The organism is Clostridium sp. 001 (genome assembly GCF_019056555.1).
Taxonomy (GTDB): Bacteria; Bacillota; Clostridia; order Clostridiales; family Clostridiaceae; genus Clostridium_B; species Clostridium_B ragsdalei.
This window is the reverse complement of the sequence record NZ_CP020473.1, coordinates 4,173,009-4,193,684: the sequence shown is the minus strand read 5'-3', so window position 1 is coordinate 4,193,684 and position 20,676 is coordinate 4,173,009. Positions and strand designations below refer to the sequence as shown.

Genomic DNA, 20,676 nt, shown 5'->3' with positions numbered 1-20,676 from the left:
ATGTACCAACATTAAAAAATTCTTGATTTTTAAGCTTCTTTGTATTTAGGCATTTTCAAAGAAATAACTAGCCAGTATGCTAGCCTATTTTTTATCATACTGCGTCGGTAGAACCCTTAGATAGGATTCACTATCTGCGGAACCTGCCTCTTTGTCTGATAAAAAATATTCGTCGCATCTTTGACTTGTTATTTTCTTTCAAATGCCTTACTCTTCTTACGGAAAATCTTACGCTTTTGGCATCCAAAATCTGAGAAATCTAATTTTTTTACTTTTACCGAACAAACCTTAAACTCAGGTGTTCCAGTAACAGGATCAGGTGCACTATTAGTCAAAATATTAGCTGGACTCTCAGTAAAATGAAAAGTAATAAATGTTAATCCCTCTGGTACCCTAGTTGTTACTTGTGCTTTTGTAATTAATGAGCCACGGCGTGTTGTTACACTAATTTCATCGCCATCCTCAATATTAAGACTTTTTGCATCTTCAGGGTTAATTTCCAAAAATCCTTCTGGATCCGCACCATTTAGTCCCCAACAACGTCTCGTCATAGTCCCTGTATGATATTGAGTAACGATACGTCCAGTAGTCAGCATTAGTGGATATTCTTTATCAGGAAGTTCAGCAGGCTCCCTATACTCAATTGGAGAAAACTTACCCAAACCACGGGAAAACTTACCAATATGCAAAATAGGTGTCCCAGGATGATTTTCATTTGGACATGGCCATGGAATGCCCCCATCCTCCAACCGTTTATAACTAATACCAGCATAACTTGGTGTTAAAGATCTCATTTCATCAAATATATCTTCAGGAGAACTATAATCTGCTGGATAATCCATTGCCTTCATGATATCCCGGAGTATTTGCCAATCTGGAAGACTATTACCTATTGGTTCTACAGCCTTACGAATACGCTGCACTGTACGATCAGTACTACTAAAAGTTCCATCTTTTTCAGCATAGGATACACCTGGAAGAACAACATCAGCAACTTCAGCTGTTTCAGTTAAGAAAATATCTTGAACAATCAAAAAATCCAAATGTTTTAAACAATGTTCCACATGATTTATATCCGGGTCACTGCGCATTGGATTTTCACCAAACACATAAAGCATTTTCACCTTATCTTTTTCAATTGCATTCAAGATAGACGGAATATTAAGTCCGACTTTATCGCTTAACTTTGCATTCCATGCTTTTTCGAATTTCGCTTTCACATCAGGATTAGTTACTGATTGGTAACCAGTGTAGACATTAGGCAAAGCTCCCATGTCACATGCTCCTTGTACATTATTCTGACCACGCAGTGGGTTAACTCCTCCTTTAGGCTTACCAATATTGCCAGTAAGCATCATAATATTTGCTGTAGATAGTACATTATCAACACCAGTAGTATGCTGCGTAATACCCATAGTATAATACAAAGCAGCAGCATCAGCCTTAGCAATAATTCTTGCCGCTTCTATTATCTTTTTCGCTGGAACTTTAGTTATGCTGGCTGTATATTCCGGGTTAAATCTCAGTGCGACTTCTTTGAAAGCCTCAAAGTTCTCAGTTCTTTCAGCAATAAAGGCTTCATCAGCTAGTCCTTCTGTCAATATGACATATGACATTCCATTTAGAAGTGCTACATCTGTACCTGGTTTATGCCGCAGCCAAATATCAGCATGTAGTGCCACATCGGTTTTGCGGGGATCAGCCACTACGAGTTTAGTACCGCGCTCTTTAGCTTTTAGCATTTTAATGCCAATTATAGGATGACATTCTGTGGTATTTGTACCAATGGCAAAAATAGCATCTTTAGGTCCCATTTCATCAAGTTCATATATTGAGTTTGTCATTGCTCCACTACCAAATGCTGTGCCTAGACCAGACACTGTAGGAGCATGTCACAAGCGGGCACAATGATCGACGTTATTAGTGCCAATTACTGCACGCATTAATTTTTGCATAAGATAGTTTTCTTCATTAGTACATCGTGCGGAACTAAAAGCTGCAACACTGTCAGAACCATATTCTTTTACAGTTTTTTTGATTTTAGAAACAATAAAGCCAATTGCTTCCTCCCATGTAACCTCGACCAGCTTTCCTTCTTTTCTGATCAAAGGGTTAGTTAAACGATCTTTATGATGTACAAAGTCAAAACCAAAACGGCCTTTTGAGCAGAGCTTCCCTTGGTTTACTGAATTTGCATTATCATCCGGGGTTACACTAACAATTTTTCCATCTCTTACATTTAAGAAAAATGTGCATCCTGTTCCACAATAAGGGCAAGTAGTTAGTATACTTTTCATATTCTTATATTCCTTTCTTCAAATTTAGGCATTTCCGCCTTCTGAAAAGATAAACAGAGTTCTTGGTTTCAGGCGGAGTTTTTTCTCCATCTGAAACTTATTAACAGGATTCTTAGTGCTTTAGCACTTAGAAGGCGTTATCCTTTAGGGAAAATCGTTATCCAGGGGCGTAGCAGTGCTTATACCCCACTTTGATAAAAGATGGGGGTAGCAATGGTAGCGATCGGATAAAGATTTTCCACAGTTTAATATGATAAATTTTTTTGAAAATGATATAATATAATTGCTCTTCAATATAAAATATTGTAATTTAGTAAAAAATATCCTTAAAAATATTATATCATAAATTAATTAAATAAACAGAGTTCTTGGCATCAGATGGAGTTTTACTCCAACTTGGAGAAGTGGGAGTATTAGAGCAGGTAGTCATCGGATAAAATCATCTTACAGAGTTTTCCCTTGTCAAGAGCTTCATTTAGAATAAACATTTTATATAAAAATTATCTTGATAATATTTCCAATTAATTGTATAATATTGTAAAAGGAGTGGTAACTATGGAAAACAAATCAATAAACATAAGCGATTTCAAAATAAATACTTACAAGACAAAGGATGTTGCAAAATTATTAAACACTAGCACTCAAGCAATTAGAAATTACTGCCTTACCTTCAAAGACTATTTAAACTCCAATCATCACTGTAAATATAGAAATTTTACTGAAGATGATATTAACAAATTAAAAATGATTCAATACTTATCCAAAGAAAAACATTATACAACACAACAAATTAAACAATATTTCTTAGATAATGATTCTTCCCTATTTAGTAATCAAAAAGATTTAGAATTTGCAGCACAAGCAATATCCAATTTGATAAAACCTGAAATAGAAACTATTATTAGGCAATCTGTTTCAGATATTATGCAAAACAATACAAACATCATTAAAAGTGATATTGAAAAAAGCAGTTCTTTAATTAATGATAATTTATCTAAGATATTAAATGACAAAAATTCCTTATTTAATTCTATTACAGATACTAAAGAATTAGTTGAACAAATTCAAAATAATCAATCTGAATATATCAGCCGAAAGGAGAGAAAGAAACAAAAGAAACAAAAATGGTTTAAATTATTTAGATTTTGTGAGGAGTAGATTTATCTTCTGCTCCTCGCCAACTTAATGTTTCAAATATATTTCTTACTTAACTGAATTTCATATCTCCATTGTACATTTTTATAATCTTCAAAACTTATGTTAACCCTTCTGGCACCACGTTTAAAAAATTTTGTTGGATTGCCTTCTTGTATAACGTCCCAGGCTCTTTCCTTTTCAAGGATAACTGTACCAGCTAATACGTCAACCCCATAACTAAACAGCATTTCAGTCATAGGGACACTTGGTCCAACCAATATTACATTTGCATTTTTACTCAATTCAAGAAGCCTTGGAAGAGTTTTATTTATAATCGTTGTTCCTGTTATAAAAACATAATCCTGATAAGGTAAAATATACTCACAGGCTGGGTCAGGATAATCTCCCTCGTCAGGTTTTCTTTCTAGTATTGACAGCTTACATATTCTTCTAAGTGATTCTACTCTCGGAAAATGCCCAATTACTGTGACATTTTTTCCTATTATTTCTTCCTTTAGCGATATAAATGAAGATTCATTAGGTTGTCCATTTATATCACCGGGATAAATTTTAGAAACATTACTTTCAGTATTTATTACAGAATTTATTGCTGCCAATCCAAGTGCAGCCTCGTAATTATTCCAGGACTTTACATACCTGGCTATTTCACAAACCTTCATTCCTGCTATATGCTCAGGAATACTCACCTTACCATACACTTCTAAAGGTCTCATTGCCATGCCAATTCCCTCAGACTCCACTAAAAACCAATTTACTCCCATTAAACATCTTTTTATTTTTATATTTTCTGGTATTCTTGAAATAAGGTCATTATATATCTCCCACATAATTGCTCCCCCATTTTTGGTGTCAATTTTCATGTATTAAAAAGGATTGTTTGTCAGACTCTTTTATTATCTATGCCATCTAAATTCCAATATGGTCACAGCCTAAATCAAGACAAATTCCTTCATTTATTTTACTTTGTCTTCAGGTATTTTAACCATGAGTGCCCCGTTATTAAAAAACTCATGTCTACCACCTTCCCTAATTAACTTCCATACTTTATTACGTTCTGTAACTACAGTCCCTGCAAGCATATTAATACCATACTTATATAAGCACTTAGTCATAGGTGTACTAGGTCCTACAACTGTAATGTAAGCATTTTTACTAAGCTGAAGAAGTCTTGGTAAGGTTTTATTTATTAAAGTAGTTCCTGTTATAAACACAAATTCCTGCTGGGGTAATAAATATTCACAGGATGGATCTGGGAAATCTCCCTTTTGTGGAATTCTTTCAAGTATAGAAAGTTCACATATCTCAGCCAAAGGTTCAAGATCTGGGAAATGCCCTATAACGGCTACCTTTTTTCCCTTTATTTTATCTTTCATGTATTCAAATTCATTAATATTAGGCTGTTCACTTATCTTAATGCCACTAAATGTTTCTACATTATAAGGAGTATTAATTACAGAATTAATTGCTGCTAATCCTAAAGCCGCTTCATAATTACTCCAAGATTTTATAAGTTTTGCTACTTCACAAACTTTCATTCCAACCACATTACCCGCCATTTGCAAATAAGAATTTCCCTCTTTAGGCGTCATTGCCATCCCAGTGCCAACAGATTCCACTAAAAACCAGTTTAATCCTGCTACAAAATCCTTTATAACCAAATCCTTAGGTATTAATTCTATTAACTCATCATATATCTCCCACATAATTTCTCCCCCATTTTTAATTTATTTTTACATTAGTTAAAATATTTACTTTTGTTTCAATACTCATTTAAATTGGATTTTCACAATTTAGTATTTCTTTAACTTCATTATCCTTTAATTCATATCCAAAGAAATTTTTGTAAAAATATTTTGTTTCTTTTGCAATATCAACATCTTCAAATTTCTGTGGATATATGTTCTTAGCCATCCATAATAATTGCAGTGCTGATTCTGTTCCAAGTCTTGCCCATGAAAAAACACCACTAGGACTTACAAATACTTTATTGTCTTTTACTGCCTTTAATTGGTTCCATGAAGGATTTTTTGCTACTTTACTTTTTTTAAGATTACCATCTACTATTATCTCATCTGGATTCCACTTAAGCATTTGCTCCATGGAAACTTCTTTATATCCATCTACTTCATTAGCTGCTTCATTTATTGCTCCTACCATATTTATAGTTTCATTTTGAGGCATGTTTTTACCCCATACTGAAATACTTTCATTTTGCACAGATAGATAAATTACCTTAGGTCTTTCATTTTCAGGTATCTTAGAAGTTATAGAAGATACTTTACTTATATTTTTGTTAAAATAATCTTTATACTGTTCTGCTTTCTTATATTCATTTTCTCCTAGCACTTTACCTGTTATAACAACACTATTTATTATGTCTTCTATGCTATTATGTTTATAATCAATCATAACTACAGGTATACCTGCTTCTTTAACTTTTTGTATACTGTCGCCTTTACGTAAAAATGCTACATCTGGTTTAGACTTTACTAATTGTTCAACATTAGTCGTTTGTCCATTAAATGGATAAGATATATTTTTAAGTTGTGGATACAATTTAATAGCCCAAGGATAATATTTTTTGATAGCCGGAGATGTTGCAACTATTTTATTATTTTTGCCACTAACTGTAAAAAGTGCATTGCAAAATCCAGGCCAAGAAGTTGCAACTTTAGTAACCTTCGCAGGAACCTTAACTGAATTTCCATCCATGTCCACAATAGTTTTAGTGCTTTGTGATTGTTTATTTGAACTTACACTTGAAGATGAACTCTTATTTTCACAACCTGTAAGACCTGTAACTAAAATCGTGCATAAAATAACTAATAATATAATTAGATTGTTTGTTTTTAATTTTTTAAACATAATTACATCCTTCTCTCACAATAGTTAAACCTTTACTTTCTGCTCATCTGGCATAAGGAAAATAATATAAAGCGCATTTTTGCCCACATTCACTCCCTATAATAAAATTTATTATTTTCCTTTAGTTCATTAATTTGAAGTCCTTTTTCATCATAATTTATATAAGCATTTTCATATAACAAAAGCACCTAGACGTTATATGGTCCAGGCGCTCTTGTTTGTCTTAAATTACTATCACATTATTTCTGGTCAATTTTATTATCGCCAGTTGTGTAATAAATATTATTACATATATAACATATTTATATTATATTATATCTTTGTTAAATTTTCAACAAAACATAACATAACATATTAAAAAAATATATTATATATTTTTTTAGTTGTTTTATATTTACTTATATCTTGCTAATTTTTATTTAATTATTCTATCATACATCTTAATTGATCACAGGTACACAAGCTTTCATCTGTCCTCCATTTGAATTGGGTATGCTAATAATCTTTACATCAATACCATATGCTTCTTTAAGCATATCCTCTGTAACAACTTCATCTACATTACCTACTGTAAATACATTGTTTCTTTGCATAAACGCCACTTTCGTAGAGCATATAAATGCATGGTTAGGATAATGTGAAGTCATAACAACTGCTAGTCCTCTTTTAGAAAGCTTTTTTATTTGATCTAATACTCTAATTTGATTTCCGAAGTCTAAATTAGAAGTTGGCTCATCCATTATGAGCATTTTAGGACATTGTGCAAGTGCCCTGGCAATTAAAACCATCTGTCTCTCCCCACCGCTTATTTCCGTATATATCTTATCTTTTAAATAGGATATATTTAAAACATCTATAGCCTCCTCAGCAATATCTTTATCCTCTTTTGAAGGAGAGGAGAACATTGAAAGATGGGCAGTTCTGCCCATCAATACTACATCAAAAACTTTGTAGGGAAAAGGAGGTGTATGAGCCTGTGGTACATACCCAATATTTTTAGCCAACTGTTTTCTAGACCAGTTATGTATATTTTGTCCATCCAAGAGTATTTCCCCACCTTTAAGCTTTAAGAAACCCAATATAGTCTTAAAAAAAGTAGTTTTGCCTACACCATTTGGCCCCAGTAAACACAATATTTCTCCTGAACTCACACTCATAGATATATCTTTTACAACAACTTTTGTACTATAACCACAACTAACATTTTTTACTTCTAACTTCATATCCGTCCTCTCCTCCCTTTTATCAAATTATGACATTTAGGACGCTTCTATTTTAGTCTAAAGTACCACCAAGCTTTGTATAAGTAGTTCCATAAAACTTTTGATAAAAATCATCTACTTCTTTTGTTATGTTTGTATCTTTAAATACTTCAGGATTTGTTTTTGTACTTAACCACATTATTCCCAAAATTGTCTGTGGACAAGGCATATCCCATGAACTCATTTTTGAAGGTATCAAATAAACTTTTTTATTTTTCACAGCATTTATATCTTTTAAGCCAGCATTATTAAGTACATCCTGAGGTTTTACTCCAGAATATTGTGTAAGAATTATTATATCAGGGTTCCAGCTAATTAACTGCTCTGCAGATATTTCACTCCACTTAGCACTTTTACTTAAAGAACCTGCCACATTTATTCCGCCGCCTAATTCAATAAATGAATTTTGAAACATATTCTTTCCTGGGGTTAAATACATACTTCCTCCTGCCATATATACTTTAGGCTTATTTTTTTGATCTACACTTTTAAATTTATTATTAATAGAAGCTAACTTTTTTGTATAATAATCTATAAATTCATCTGCTTTCTTTTCTTTACCAGTAACTATTCCTAAATTTTTCACAGTAGATTTTAATTCATCAAGGTTCTCTGCATTTACAACAAAAACCTTAATATTTGATTTTTCAAGATTTGGTATGACTTGTTTACTCTTTTTTTGTATAAAAACAATATCTGGTTTAGCAGCTACTACTTGTTCCACATTTAACTCATTGTTGCCTTTAGAAGCAGCTAATTTACTTGCACCTGCTTTTGGTGAAAAGCTTAATGGGTTTTTCATAACTTTCCCATCTGCACCTAAAATATTATTTTGTTCCCCTAAAGCACATAATATCTGTGTTGCTATAGGATAATCACTTAGTACCTTTTCAGCTGGCTTGGATAGCTCTACTTTTCTTCCTAATCCATCAGTAACCGTAATTTTTTTATTATTATCTGCATTAGTTGTACTTGTAGAAGTTGTGCTTTTTCCACAAGCTCCAAAGGTACATACTATTAGTAATAGAATTAAAATTTTAGATATTTTTTTCATTTTTTCTTCCCCCCATGGTTTTTCAAAGTTATTTATAATTAATTCAACTTTCGCACGTATAAATTTTGACTTAATATAAAAACTTTGCGAAGCAAAGCCTTTTAAAAATAACAAAGTTCAAATAACAAAGAACAGATAAAGATGATTTTCATCGTACCTCAGGAAATCTATAATTTTAATATTTTCTGACGTTAGGAAGAAAATTATCCTTATTTGATATTTGAACTTTGTTCTTTGTTCTTTAAGAAAATTGTTTCACAATTTTCTTAAACTGTGAAAGTTGAGTAATTAACTTTCAACTATCAATTTTTCCTTCAACCTTACATCATTTTCTTGTAAAATATGAAGAATTTTACCTTCCATAAAATTTCTATTATTTTTATCAATTCTAATTACTTGTACATCTTCTCTCTCTGCTATTTTCTGTACGAAATCTCCATCACATTCTTTTAATACTCCTATAACATGCTTATCACTATTAAGTATTTTAAAAATGGTATCTTTGAATAATGGTGCATTTTCTTCCATAAAACCTAATTCATCAAGTACTATTAAATCTCTGCTATATAAGCTTTTTAAAAGTACATCATTAGCTATAACATTGAATATATCCATATCCATATGCATTTTTTCTTTTTTCATATCATATCTGCCCATAATATAATTATCATCCGGGTTATAAAGTGAAATAACTTTAAAAATTTTCATTCCTTCTGCAAACTCTTTTTCTTGAATAAATCCGCCTATAGAACAATCTATATTTTCAATAACTTTTTCTAATAATGTAGATTTACCTATCCCCTTCTCACCAGTAAAAAAAATTTTTTTCATATCCATCCTCTCCTTCCTTTAATCAAAAGATAAATAAAAAATGGTGCTCCAATTAATGATGTGAGAATTCCTAAGGGAATCTCCATAGAAAAAGCACATCTAGCTATGTCATCAACTAACAAAAGGAATGTACCTCCAATCAATAAGGAAGCAGGTAATAAAGCTTTAAAATTAGGTCCCACAAACATTCTTGCTATATGAGGTATTACAAGTCCTATCCAGCCAATAATACCACTGATTGATACAGCTCCTGCAGTAATTAGAGTTGAACAAAGTATTATAACTATTCTTAACTTTGAAGTATCTACGCCTAAAGATTTTGATTCTTCATCACCAAAGGAAAGTACATTAAGTTTCCACCTCAATAAAATTAACGGTATAATTCCTATTATAAATGGTACCGATAATATTTTGATGTCTTTCATAGTGACAGAAGACAATCCTCCCATCAAATAGAAAGTTATAGCCGGAAGTTTGTCATAGGGATCAGCCACATATTTTGTTATAGAAATAAAAGAAGAGAATAAAGCTGAAACTACCATACCTGTAAGCACAAGTACTAATGTAGCATTATTACCTCTTCCTATGATTAAACTTATTAAATAGGTTATACTAACTGCTGCAAGTCCAAATAGAAATGCTGAAATCTGTACACCAAAGCTGTTAAATGATAAAAGTATTCCAAATGCCGCACCAAATCCCGCACCAGAAGAAGCTCCAAGTATATCTGGAGATACCATTGGATTTTTAAATAAGCCCTGATATGCAGAACCAGCTATAGCTAAGCCTGCTCCAACCAGTAATGCCGACAAAATCCTAGGAATCCTGACATTAAATAAAACTGTGCTAATAGTTTCATATTTTGAATTACCCATCCCTGAAACATTTGATAATATAACATTAAAAAATTGTGATACTGATATAGGATATCTGCCTATAGCTAATGAAATGAAAAAAGAAAGTATTGGTAACAAGACAATAATTATCATAATATAAGTTGTCTTTAATTTTTTCTGCTTTGATTGTGATATAGATTTTTCAGACGAATTAGCCAGTTTCATTTCTTCTAGCATATACTTGTCCTCCTTTTAAACTATAATTAGCCACCTTACAAAGTTGTCCTTTATTATTTAGTATTTAATTCCTTGTTATAAGTTCTATGGGACAGCGCAGCTCAACTTCAACCTTATCTCCTGCTTCATATCCATCAACATCTCCCGGTATACATAAATGAGCATTTGCATGAATCAATCCTTCAACAACAAGTTTGTCACGGCCAATTACTGGCGTACCTTTATACTGCCCGTCCTCATATTTTACAATAATACGTACATAAAAATCGAATGGGCGCTTTGATACAATTGGCTTTGTAAGAACTACTTGTAACCTTTGCGGCTTTATGGTTGGTTGAAAAAGATATTTATTGATAAGGGGCATAACATACCAATCTACTGTATATTCAGCTCCAATTGGCGGGCCTACGATGCCAATTACAGGTTTTCCATAAGCCACAGTAAATGAAGTGTGTTTACCTGGTCCATGCTCTACTTCATGAGCTAGTACTTCTCCTACTTCTCCTAACATTTTTATATTATAGTCCTCAGTACCTTTTGATGATCCCCCATTGATTATTATAATATCCGCCTTTTTTAAAGCATCAAGAAGTGTATTTATAATTTTTTTAGGATCATCGGGAACGATATCATAAACTAGCGGCTGTCCTCCCCAAAGAACAACTTTTGTTCTCATCATTATACTATTAGACTCAACATTTTTACCTAATGGTAATGGTTTTCCTACAGGAACCAATTCATTACCTGTAGGTATAATAGCTACTACAGGTTTTTGCAGCACATCAATCTTATCAATTCCCCCCATAGCAAGTATTTCAAGATGAGATGGTGTAAGTAACGTATGGGACTTTACAAGTACATCACCTTTTTTCATTTTTTGTCCTGCAGGCTGAGTGAGCTCTCCTTTTGCTGAGGGTGCCTTTAGTATTTTTATGTTACCTGATTTGTCTATTTCGACTTCTTCTATTTTGATAACGGTATCATAATCCTTTTTAATAGCAATTCCAGTATTTGCAAAGTCATATTGTACTCCTCTTTTCCAACTAGAAGTATCAGGTATTCCATTCTCAAAATCATGGTAATATATAGCTATGCCATCTAGCCTACTAGTAAGACTATTAGGAAGTGTATTCATAGATGCAATGTCATAAGCACACACTCTTCCTAATCCGTCAATTAGAGATACTTTTTCTATTCGTGATTTTAGGTTACACCTTTCCATTATTCTCTTTAGAGCCTCATTTCCAGGTAGTGATATATGTTCCTCATTTTCACTTTTCATTACTTACCATCCCCCATTACTATCATAATTTATGTAAGTATTTGATAAACAGAGTTCTTGGCATCAGATGGAGTTTTAACTCCATCTGATACTTATTAACAGGATTCTTAGTGCTTCAGCACTTAGAAGGCGTTATCCTTTAGGGAAAATCGTTATCCAGGGACGTAGCTGCTCTTTACTCCCACTTGAAGAAGAAGTGGGGGTATTAGAGCAGGTAGTCATCGGATAAAACAAAAGCGCCCAGACATTTTATAGCCCAGGCGCCCGGCTCTGTCTTAACTTAATATTGCACTCCATGTGGTAAATTTCTATTTTGCCAGTTACGTAATAACATTTATTACAATTTTAACATATTTATATTATATTATATTTTCATCAAGTTTGCAATAAAACATAACAAAATATAATATAAAGTATATTTATATTTTGTTTTAAGTATATTATGTTATATTTTATACTGTTTAGTCTTAAAATCAATTGTATAATAAAGATTATTATATTATAATGAATGTAGTAGATTATTGTACCATTAAATCCATATTTCACCCAAAAGTTGACTATATTCTATAAATTAATACATATTATAATGAATTTTTATGGTACTCAGCTATAGGTAAATATTTCAAGAAGGATGTGTTAACTCATGAAAAAACTAAAATTCATGCTTATCACTGTTTTTGCAATTATTTTTTTAATAACGGGATGTAATAATGGTGATACATCAAAAAAAGCAAGTGAAAAAAGCACGCAGACGAAAACGATTACCGATACTGCTGGGCGAAAAGTGGACGTGCCTCTAAATATTAAAAAGATAGGAGATTCCTGGCAAGCTCATAATGAAGTTCTATGTATTTTAGGCCAAGGGAATAAAATTGTTGCCACCATTCTCACAGAAAAAGGAAGGCCCTGGCTCTACAAAGTAAATCCTCAAATGAAAAATGCAGTGACAGCATTTACTTCAGACGGTGTCAATACAGAAGAACTTATAAAAGCAAAACCTGACATTGTATTTACACCTTTAAATGATAAAAATGTAAATACAATATCAGACTCAGGAATTCCAACTGTAGAATTAAACTTTACTGATTTTAATAGTTTAAAAAAATGTGTTAAACTTACAGGTGATATTTTAGGAGCAGACTCAAAGAAAAAAGCAGATGAATATATATCCTATTTAGATAGCAAACTCAATACTATAACCAGCATAACATCTAAAATGCCTAAGGACCAAAGACCTAAAGTTCTCCATGTAACTTCACTTTCACCAATAACCGTAGATGGAAACAATACAATAATTAATTCCTGGATAGAAGCAGCTGGTGGAGTAAATGCAGCTTCAGAAGTAAAAGGAAATAATAAGCAAGTATCCATGGAACAAATATTAAAATGGAATCCAGATGTTGTAATATTAAGCAGCAATACATTAATGAAAGTAAGTAATGGTAAAAAAAATATAAACAATTTATTAAAGGATCCTTCCTGGCAAAAAGTAAATGCCGTTAAGAATTCAAAAGTATACTTCAATCCAGATGGAGCTTTTTACTGAGATAGATACAGTGCAGAAGAAGCATTGCAAATACAATGGGCAGCAAAAATAATACACCCGGATAAATTTTCTAACATAGATATAGTTAAAGAAACTAGAAATTTTTATAAAACGTTTTTAAATTATGACCTTTCGGAGGAAGAAGCAAATAGAATCATCAATGATGATCCTCCTACTAAATAAATATACTTTAAAATGCATTAGGTGAAGTTTTCTAAACAGCACCTGATGCATTATGTCTATCAATGAATCTTGCTTAGTGGAAGTGAGTATTATCGTAGGCAGCCATAAGATAAGGAAATGTATTTTAATATAAATTTTATTTTAGCATTTTTTCAAGAGTTGAAATATGGCTAGCCTCATTATTAATAATATGGGACAATATTGTATATGTTTTTGTACTTACATCACTTGTATTTTTGACAAATCTACCTTGTACATCAACAAGTAAAGAATACACGTCTTTCTCTAAGTCAAGAAAAGATTTCAAATAGTCTCTAACATTGTTGATTTCAGGTTTATATACTTTCCTGTTAAACTCATCTATTAAAAAAGACATTTTATCATATATTACAAAATCAATTTCTTCAAATTCCATACCACTTATTACTTTTTTTAGCTTCTCATAATATTGAATACTTTTATCTAATTGTTTCACTAAAACAACTGACATTATTTTTATAGATTGCTTATTGCACCTTTTTCCTATGTCCTCATATTCAGCTTTTCTTCTAACTGCAATATTTATTGACTTATTAATTATATCTATAATATTGTATCCCATACCATCACTACCTCCAGCTCAAACTCTCTACTTCTTATTTCGTGAACTTTTATAAAAGTTTATACTTGTCTATATTATTGACATCATTTTTAAAGTTAATCACTAATTAGCTTTTATATTTTAAGGATATTAGGGAAAATTCCAACTTATACGATTTGTTTGTCCTAATTACTTCTATATAAGGCATTTTCAAAGAAATAACCAGTCAGTATACTAGTTATATTTTTTAGTTTACAGTAAATTTATACTTTATTAATACTATTGTAATTATTTCATCACATATCCATCACATACAAATGAGAAATTAGTATATTATAGAATAAATTTCTATAATATCAAAAAACATAAATGTATCTTTAAGATGTTATGGAAGGAGGAAAGAAAAGTGAAAACTATATTCAAAAAAATTCCACTTATATTATTAACACTATTAGTTGGATTCGGAACCGGCTCCACTATAATTGAAAATGGACCTCAAAATGCCACCAATAATAAATATGTTCTATCTAATTACTTTCCCAGACGGAATTTAGTTCATTCACTACCAACTCAGCAGCAACTACCAATTCATCAGCTGAAAAATAGTATATCTACAATAAATCTTCCTGCTAATACTGAAAAGTCTAGTAATTGGGCAGGATACATAGATACACCTACTTCTAAAAGTGGCAGCTATACTAGTATTTCTGGTAGTTGGACAATCCCTAATATTCCAACAAATAAGCAAAATACAGTAGCTGCACAGTGGATTGGTTTAGGTGGAGCAAGTTCTTCAGATCTTCTTCAAATGGGAACCTTAGAAGAAGTAGAAAATGGACAAGCTGTGGCAGAAGTTTTTTGGGAAAAGCTGCCTGATGTTGCTCAAAACATCATTAGTGTTCCAATTAATTCAACTATCAATGTTAGTATATCTAAATCATCCAATTCAACATGGAACTTAACATTTACTGTAACTACATCTGGTGGCCAGACACAAACTAAAACTATATCAACAACATTAGATTCTTCCTATGAACAAGGCATTGGAACATCAGCAGAATGGATCAGTGAGGATCCTTCTAACGATAGCAATCAACTATATCCTTTAGCAGATATGGGTACGATAAAATACCAGTCAGCTATGGTAAACGGTACTTTATTGAATGCTTCAAGTAACAATGTTAATCCTGTTGCAATGGAATCAAGTAATGAAAATGTTGTAATTTATCCTTCTACAATTGGAACAGATGGTGAGTCATTTACAACAACAACAAATTTAAGCTTAACTTCTAGACAAAGATTGGATAATTTCCCAAGACCTATTTTAAGAGATAATAGCAGCCGCCTTCACCCAAGAGAATATAGACAATAATTTTATTAGCTGTCTACCATCCATAACACTCCCACCACACAATGAAAGCGACTACCACTTGATAAAAAATAAAAGGCCAATTAGTTCACTATATAGTGAAAATTGACCTTTTGTTTTCTAATATGGCACCGAACTGTATATTAACCAACTTTTCTAATAAAAAAAAGAAGTCAATATTGGGGAATACTAACTTCAAATAATTAAATGGGTTTATCGCCGTTAAAAAATAATATGGTACTTTAATATATATTTCTATAATATAAATGTATACCATATAAATCATTCCGTCTAGTGCTTGTCATTGGATAAATATGAAACCCATGGAAACTATTTTTATCTAATGGCTATCATTTTAATAAAACCTTAAATAATAATTTGAGTTGACATTAAATTTAGCAAAGTATACTATTAATGTTAGAAACCTAATTGTTAGATTTCTAATCATTATATTGCTAATATCTTCATTATGAAGAAGATTAAAATATGAAATTAAACATATACTAGGAGGTTTTGTATATGGAATATACAAATTTAGCAGGGACAGGTTTAAATGTATCAAGAGTTTGTCTTGGAACAATGACATTTAGTGGACAGTTAAACGAACAGGATAGCATTAAAGTTATTAAGCATGCATTGGATAATGGAATCAACTTTATAGACACTGCAGACATTTATAACGGTGGACAAAGTGAAATAATTACAGGTAAAGGTATTAAAGGTTGCAGGGAAAATGTAATTCTAGCAAGTAAGGTCGGAGGGCCATCGGGTTCAGGGCCAAACGACAAAGGTCTCAGCAGAAAACATATTATTTCGTCTGTGGAAAATAGCTTAAAACGATTAAATACAGACTACCTAGATATTTATTATATGCATGCACCTGATCCTCTAACGCCATTTGAAGAAACAATGGAAGCAATGACTTCTCTTGTTAAATCAGGGAAGATTCGTTATATTGGAATCAGCAACTTTGCTGCATGGCAACTAATGGATGCCTTATGGACTTGCGACAAGCGTAACTTGATAACGCCAAGTGTAACAGAAAACGTTTATAACTCAATTACAAGGGGTATAGAGTCCGAGCTAGTACCTTGCATTAAGCAAAACAAGGTAGGCCTGGTTATATATAATCCAATAGCAGGCGGATTACTTTCCGGCAAGCACAGCAAGGATCATCCTGTTGAAAATTCACGTTTTTCCGATTTAGGTGGATATTATCAAAGATATTGGAATGATGACAGTTTTCAAGCAATGGAAAAGCTAACTCAGATTGCACAAAGCCATGGCATGAAGCTGCTTGAACTTGCATTGCGCTGGTGTATTTCTTATAGCTACGTGAACAGTGTAATTATTGGAGTAAGCCGCCTGGAGCACTTGAAACAGAATTTAGCATATTTAGAAAAGGGGCCGCTATCTAATGAAATTCTTTCGCAATGTGATGAAGTCTGGAAAGAACTGCACGGCAGCAGGTTTTCATATCATCATAATCTATAAGTATTTCTAAATATAAATTGTAAATCAATGTTTAGCACATTTATTTAACGTATCTATAGTATATCAAAAAAGAGCTTATTCAAGATGCGAATTGTTAGTCACCTGAATAAGCTCACAAGTAAATTTTTTCATATCATTTAATCCTTGAAATATTTCCTCTCTCGAAAAATTTGCTTTGGTAAGATCTTCATCACTTTTTAAAAGTAATATATTATAAAAATCTTTTCCTATTTTAATTAAATCATTTGAAGGATTCTTTTCCAGTTCTTCAAATAGCAAATTTTCTGCCTCATTATATTTACCCTGAAAAACAAGTTTTTTTAATAATATTGGTAACACATCTTGTATAGTCATTGATTGTACATCTATATTTTTAAATTCCTTACTCTGTTTGTTGAACAATACTTTTCCAGCAAACTCCCCTATAGATTCTATTATTCTCAATATATAATCATCATTCATATTAAACTCCTTCACATTTTATCTGATGGCTACCTACTGTAACACTCCCATTAAGTAAGATTCATTGATAATTCGATTAATATCAAAAAAAACTATCACCATAATTAATTATCGTCTTGTTTTTCAAAAATGTACTCAATATCTATTTTTAATATATGACTTATCTTTTTATACACTATTTTCCTTTCTCTAATATGAATAAGCCAGATATATTGGGAAAATATAAAATTGATATTATATTTTTCATTGATTACATAAACTCTCTACTTTTATATAGAGTTAGTGTTAAGGAGGTACCGCCGATGACTCTTGGAATTATAGATGTATTTCAATTACTACTTAAAACAACAGTAACGTTCATAGTGCTATTAACCCTAGCAAGAATACTAGTAAATATATTCCTTCTGAGATAATTGTTGATGGTAAAATAATAGACCATAACTTAGAAGAACTGAATTTACATAAAAACTGGTTAAAGAAACAACTTAAGCAACAAAATATTACCTCTATAGAGGACGTTTTCTATGCTGAAATTCAAAGTGATGGAACCTTGTTTATAGATAAAAATTAAGCCTTAGTTACATCTACCACATTATTTTTATACTATTAGCATTTCTTTTTATTTAAGAAACAAAAATCACAACATTTATGTCCTGTACCCAATGTTCCTTTCCGAATAAATTCTATTTTCTTCATTGAATCATAAATTACATGATCTGTATCACAGAAAATTTTGCAAAGTTCGAGACAATTGTTTTCCTTACAGGCATCATACCAAAGACATTTTGTTATGTTATATTCTACTGATACGCTATCATTTTTTATCACTTCAGTTATCCAATTATCACTTCTACTAATTGTTCCAATCATTATTTTTCTAAAGATATAAAAAAATCCAGGTATAGATTCAAATGCTAAATATTGTTTATTAATTTTTCGTCCTACAATAATAAACATATATTTCTCAACTGTATCATACGCCTTTTTCTGATCTTCTAATTCTTTTTGTAAGGCCTTATACAATACAATCCTTGGTAAAATTGTCTTTTCAAGAGTTTTTAACTGATTACTACTTTTTCCTATAGCAAAAGCAAGTATTGTTTGTAATTCTTTCTGTTGAATACTATAGATCTTATTACCTAAGTTCTTGCCAAATTCATTTATTAAAAATTGCTGCATAACATTTCTCCTTTACTCAGGCTACAAATAGCCATTTTTTAATTAATTTCTCATATATTTTAGTGTATTTAGTTGCTGAAGGTTATTTACAACATCGTATTTTTTTCCTATACTTAATACTTTATTTAAAATATACTCACGCTTATTCCTACATAACAAAACTGAATGAATACCAAGTTTATTTGCACCAATACAGTTTTTTAAGTTATCATCAACAAATATTGTATTTTGAGGCAGCACACCCAATTCATCCAATGCAGTTTGATACATAATACTATCAGGTTTAGTAACTCCTAGCATTGACGAAATAATAAATGTAGAAAAGTATTTTCGCAATTTTACTGCTTCAAATACACTATTTAAAGATGGCCATGCATCAGATACTACTCCTAATTTATATTTTTTACTCAGCATACTAATTACACCTGCTACTTCATCAAAGAACACATACTTTTTGGGGTTGTACACTAAGTCTTTAGCAACACTTTCCACATCATCCGTACTTAAATTTAATTCAGGAAATCCTTTAAAAAATATATTATAATATTCAACGAAATGCCTACATTCTTCTTCTTGCGTTTTAATTAACTTGCACGAATTTATATAATCATATGCTTTTTTAAATGAGAGTTTCTTTCTATGCCTTGAAATGCTGTTAAATACGTTTTTATCAACATATTTAAAAAAATTAGGTGTTATAAACCAATTGCCAGACTGAGGATAATTTAACACACGTCCAGAATCAAATAAAATTGCCTCAATATTTGTATTCATAATAATCTCCCTATTTTATTAAATATTCAAAACTTTTCCTTCATTAAAATATAATGATTATTACATCTTATTTTAACAATTATATGTTAGAATAATATTGTTTTTGTTGAAAATTTATGCAATATTCTACGGGTGATAAAATGTACAAGCTTTTAATAAATAAAAAAATATATAAAAATTTAGATGTAACTACGCTGTTAGTTGCAATCGCAATATCCTTTTTTGGCATAATGAACATTTATAGTGCCACATATAATCAGTCTAATTATTATTATACCAAACTACAGTTATTATGGGTTATATTGAGTACAGTAGTAATTTTTCTAATCTTACTTATTGATTATAGAACTATAGTTCAATATGCCAATTTAATATATTGGGGTGGTGTGGGAGTTCTACTATTTAATGATGTAACCAGTAAGGCAATAAAAGGTGCTTCTTCATGGATAAGAATCGGAAATAGAGCTCTAGAACCGGCTGAATTTGTAAAAATAGGATTAATATTAATTATTGCAAAAAAATTAGAAGAAATAGATTGCAATATAAATAACTTAAAAAATTTTTTAATACTGTGTTTTTATGCCTTTATACCAATTTTCTTAATAATAATACAACCTAACTTAGGTATGGCACTAATATACTTATTTATAGTTTTTTGTATCTTTTTCATTGCTGGTCTAAATTTAAAGTCTATAATAATAGGATTTGCTTCTTCAATACCCTTATGCATTATTATCTGGTTTAGCGGAATTCTAAAGGAATATCAAAAGCAGAGAATAACCTCTTTTATCAACCCTGGAGCATACCAACAGGATGTTAGTTTCCAGCTTACACAATCCTTAATAGCAGTAGGTTCTGGAGGATTACATGGAGCAGGATTTCTAAAAGGTGCTCAAGTATCTGGTGGATACATTCCCGAAGTACATACGGATTTTATATTCTCTGTCATTGGAGAGGAATGGGGACTCATTGGATCTACAATACTTTTAGCAGCATATGGCATATTAATATATAGAATCATAAAGTCAGCAAAAGAATCAAAAGATTCTCTAGGAAGATTTATATGTATAGGTATAGCAGCTTCTCTCATTTTCTCTGTATTTCAAAATATCAGTATGACTATTGGAATTATGCCTATTGCAGGAATAACTCTTCCCTTTGTAAGTTATGGAGGGAGTTCTAGTTTAGCTAATTTTATCTCATTAGCCTTAGTTTTAAATATAAGTATGAGAAAATATTTTAATATTTAAATTGTTTTAGTCATACT

Annotated in this window: 20 protein-coding genes; 7 read left to right on the top strand and 13 right to left on the bottom strand. The window is 31.3% G+C overall.

Annotated features, from left to right (window positions below; translation table 11 throughout):
- Nucleotides 1-188: 188 nt before the first annotated feature.
- Nucleotides 189-2,297 (bottom strand): formate dehydrogenase subunit alpha, encoded by a 2,109-nt coding sequence (fdhF, locus tag B5S50_RS19530; protein ID WP_217302616.1) that lies wholly within the window; start codon nt 2,295-2,297, stop codon nt 189-191.
- Nucleotides 2,298-2,852: 555 nt separating this feature from the next.
- On the opposite strand from fdhF, the gene B5S50_RS19525 reads away from it, so the two are divergent.
- Nucleotides 2,853-3,455, top strand: a complete 603-nt coding sequence (locus B5S50_RS19525; RefSeq protein ID WP_065079496.1) for a MerR family transcriptional regulator — start codon at nt 2,853-2,855, stop codon at nt 3,453-3,455.
- A gap of 32 nt (nt 3,456-3,487) precedes the next feature.
- Here the strand turns inward: B5S50_RS19525 and B5S50_RS19520 are convergent, their stop codons facing one another.
- The 8 genes from B5S50_RS19520 to B5S50_RS19485 all read right to left on the bottom strand — a co-directional run bounded on the left by B5S50_RS19520 (nt 3,488) and on the right by B5S50_RS19485 (nt 11,822).
- Nucleotides 3,488-4,282, bottom strand: a complete 795-nt coding sequence (locus B5S50_RS19520; RefSeq protein WP_217302615.1) for a DUF364 domain-containing protein — start codon at nt 4,280-4,282, stop codon at nt 3,488-3,490.
- Between the two features lie 126 nt (nt 4,283-4,408).
- Nucleotides 4,409-5,158: a DUF364 domain-containing protein gene (locus tag B5S50_RS19515; protein ID WP_217302614.1), complete on the bottom strand. Its 750-nt coding sequence runs from the start codon at nt 5,156-5,158 to the stop codon at nt 4,409-4,411.
- A gap of 67 nt (nt 5,159-5,225) precedes the next feature.
- Nucleotides 5,226-6,320 (bottom strand): ABC transporter substrate-binding protein, encoded by a 1,095-nt coding sequence (locus B5S50_RS19510; RefSeq protein WP_065079493.1) that lies wholly within the window; start codon nt 6,318-6,320, stop codon nt 5,226-5,228.
- A 440-nt stretch (nt 6,321-6,760) separates the two neighbouring features.
- Nucleotides 6,761-7,543 carry an ABC transporter ATP-binding protein gene (locus tag B5S50_RS19505; RefSeq protein ID WP_065079476.1) on the bottom strand — a complete coding sequence of 261 codons (783 nt, stop codon included), beginning with the start codon at nt 7,541-7,543 and terminating at the stop codon, nt 6,761-6,763.
- Nucleotides 7,544-7,595: 52 nt separating this feature from the next.
- On the bottom strand, nt 7,596-8,636 hold the full coding sequence (locus B5S50_RS19500; protein WP_065079475.1) for an ABC transporter substrate-binding protein: 1,041 nt from the start codon (nt 8,634-8,636) through the stop codon (nt 7,596-7,598).
- Between the two features lie 288 nt (nt 8,637-8,924).
- The gene (locus tag B5S50_RS19495; protein WP_254306628.1) at nt 8,925-9,467 is read right to left on the bottom strand and encodes a nucleoside-triphosphatase; all 543 of its coding nucleotides are present in this window, start codon (nt 9,465-9,467) and stop codon (nt 8,925-8,927) included.
- Nucleotides 9,464-10,540, bottom strand: coding sequence for an iron ABC transporter permease (locus tag B5S50_RS19490; protein WP_217302612.1), 1,077 nt, complete (start codon nt 10,538-10,540; stop codon nt 9,464-9,466). Before B5S50_RS19490 ends, B5S50_RS19495 begins: the two co-directional genes overlap by 4 nt.
- A 64-nt stretch (nt 10,541-10,604) precedes the next feature.
- Nucleotides 10,605-11,822 carry a molybdopterin molybdotransferase MoeA gene (locus B5S50_RS19485; protein ID WP_065079473.1) on the bottom strand — a complete coding sequence of 406 codons (1,218 nt, stop codon included), beginning with the start codon at nt 11,820-11,822 and terminating at the stop codon, nt 10,605-10,607.
- Between the two features lie 643 nt (nt 11,823-12,465).
- On the opposite strand from B5S50_RS19485, the gene B5S50_RS19480 reads away from it, so the two are divergent.
- A complete protein-coding gene (locus tag B5S50_RS19480) occupies nt 12,466-13,368 on the top strand; it encodes an ABC transporter substrate-binding protein (RefSeq protein WP_368041492.1) in 903 nt (300 codons plus the stop codon).
- Between the two features lie 24 nt (nt 13,369-13,392).
- Nucleotides 13,393-13,551, top strand: a complete 159-nt coding sequence (locus B5S50_RS21980; RefSeq protein WP_368041491.1) for a hypothetical protein — start codon at nt 13,393-13,395, stop codon at nt 13,549-13,551.
- A 136-nt stretch (nt 13,552-13,687) separates the two neighbouring features.
- Here the strand turns inward: B5S50_RS21980 and B5S50_RS19475 are convergent, their stop codons facing one another.
- The gene (locus B5S50_RS19475) at nt 13,688-14,152 is read right to left on the bottom strand and encodes a hypothetical protein (RefSeq protein ID WP_013238369.1); all 465 of its coding nucleotides are present in this window, start codon (nt 14,150-14,152) and stop codon (nt 13,688-13,690) included.
- Between the two features lie 385 nt (nt 14,153-14,537).
- On the opposite strand from B5S50_RS19475, the gene B5S50_RS19470 reads away from it, so the two are divergent.
- Together B5S50_RS19470 and B5S50_RS19465 are read left to right on the top strand one after the other, a co-directional pair.
- Nucleotides 14,538-15,503 carry a G1 family glutamic endopeptidase gene (locus B5S50_RS19470; protein ID WP_083985784.1) on the top strand — a complete coding sequence of 322 codons (966 nt, stop codon included), beginning with the start codon at nt 14,538-14,540 and terminating at the stop codon, nt 15,501-15,503.
- A gap of 516 nt (nt 15,504-16,019) precedes the next feature.
- Nucleotides 16,020-16,994 carry an aldo/keto reductase gene (locus tag B5S50_RS19465; RefSeq protein WP_065079470.1) on the top strand — a complete coding sequence of 325 codons (975 nt, stop codon included), beginning with the start codon at nt 16,020-16,022 and terminating at the stop codon, nt 16,992-16,994.
- A gap of 75 nt (nt 16,995-17,069) precedes the next feature.
- Here B5S50_RS19465 and B5S50_RS19460 read toward each other — a convergent pair whose 3' ends face one another.
- The gene (locus B5S50_RS19460; protein WP_065079469.1) at nt 17,070-17,456 is read right to left on the bottom strand and encodes a DUF6483 family protein; all 387 of its coding nucleotides are present in this window, start codon (nt 17,454-17,456) and stop codon (nt 17,070-17,072) included.
- Between the two features lie 367 nt (nt 17,457-17,823).
- On the opposite strand from B5S50_RS19460, the gene B5S50_RS21975 reads away from it, so the two are divergent.
- Nucleotides 17,824-18,027, top strand: coding sequence for a YetF domain-containing protein (locus B5S50_RS21975; RefSeq protein ID WP_083985786.1), 204 nt, complete (start codon nt 17,824-17,826; stop codon nt 18,025-18,027).
- A 35-nt stretch (nt 18,028-18,062) separates the two neighbouring features.
- Here the strand turns inward: B5S50_RS21975 and B5S50_RS19450 are convergent, their stop codons facing one another.
- Both B5S50_RS19450 and B5S50_RS19445 read right to left on the bottom strand, forming a co-directional pair.
- On the bottom strand, nt 18,063-18,635 hold the full coding sequence (locus B5S50_RS19450) for an L-2-amino-thiazoline-4-carboxylic acid hydrolase (RefSeq protein ID WP_065079468.1): 573 nt from the start codon (nt 18,633-18,635) through the stop codon (nt 18,063-18,065).
- 42 nt (nt 18,636-18,677) lie between these two features.
- Nucleotides 18,678-19,409, bottom strand: coding sequence for an HAD-IA family hydrolase (locus tag B5S50_RS19445; RefSeq protein WP_065079467.1), 732 nt, complete (start codon nt 19,407-19,409; stop codon nt 18,678-18,680).
- A 140-nt stretch (nt 19,410-19,549) separates the two neighbouring features.
- On the opposite strand from B5S50_RS19445, the gene rodA reads away from it, so the two are divergent.
- Nucleotides 19,550-20,659 (top strand): rod shape-determining protein RodA, encoded by a 1,110-nt coding sequence (rodA, locus tag B5S50_RS19440; protein WP_065079466.1) that lies wholly within the window; start codon nt 19,550-19,552, stop codon nt 20,657-20,659.
- The last annotated feature ends 17 nt before the right edge of the window (nt 20,660-20,676 follow it).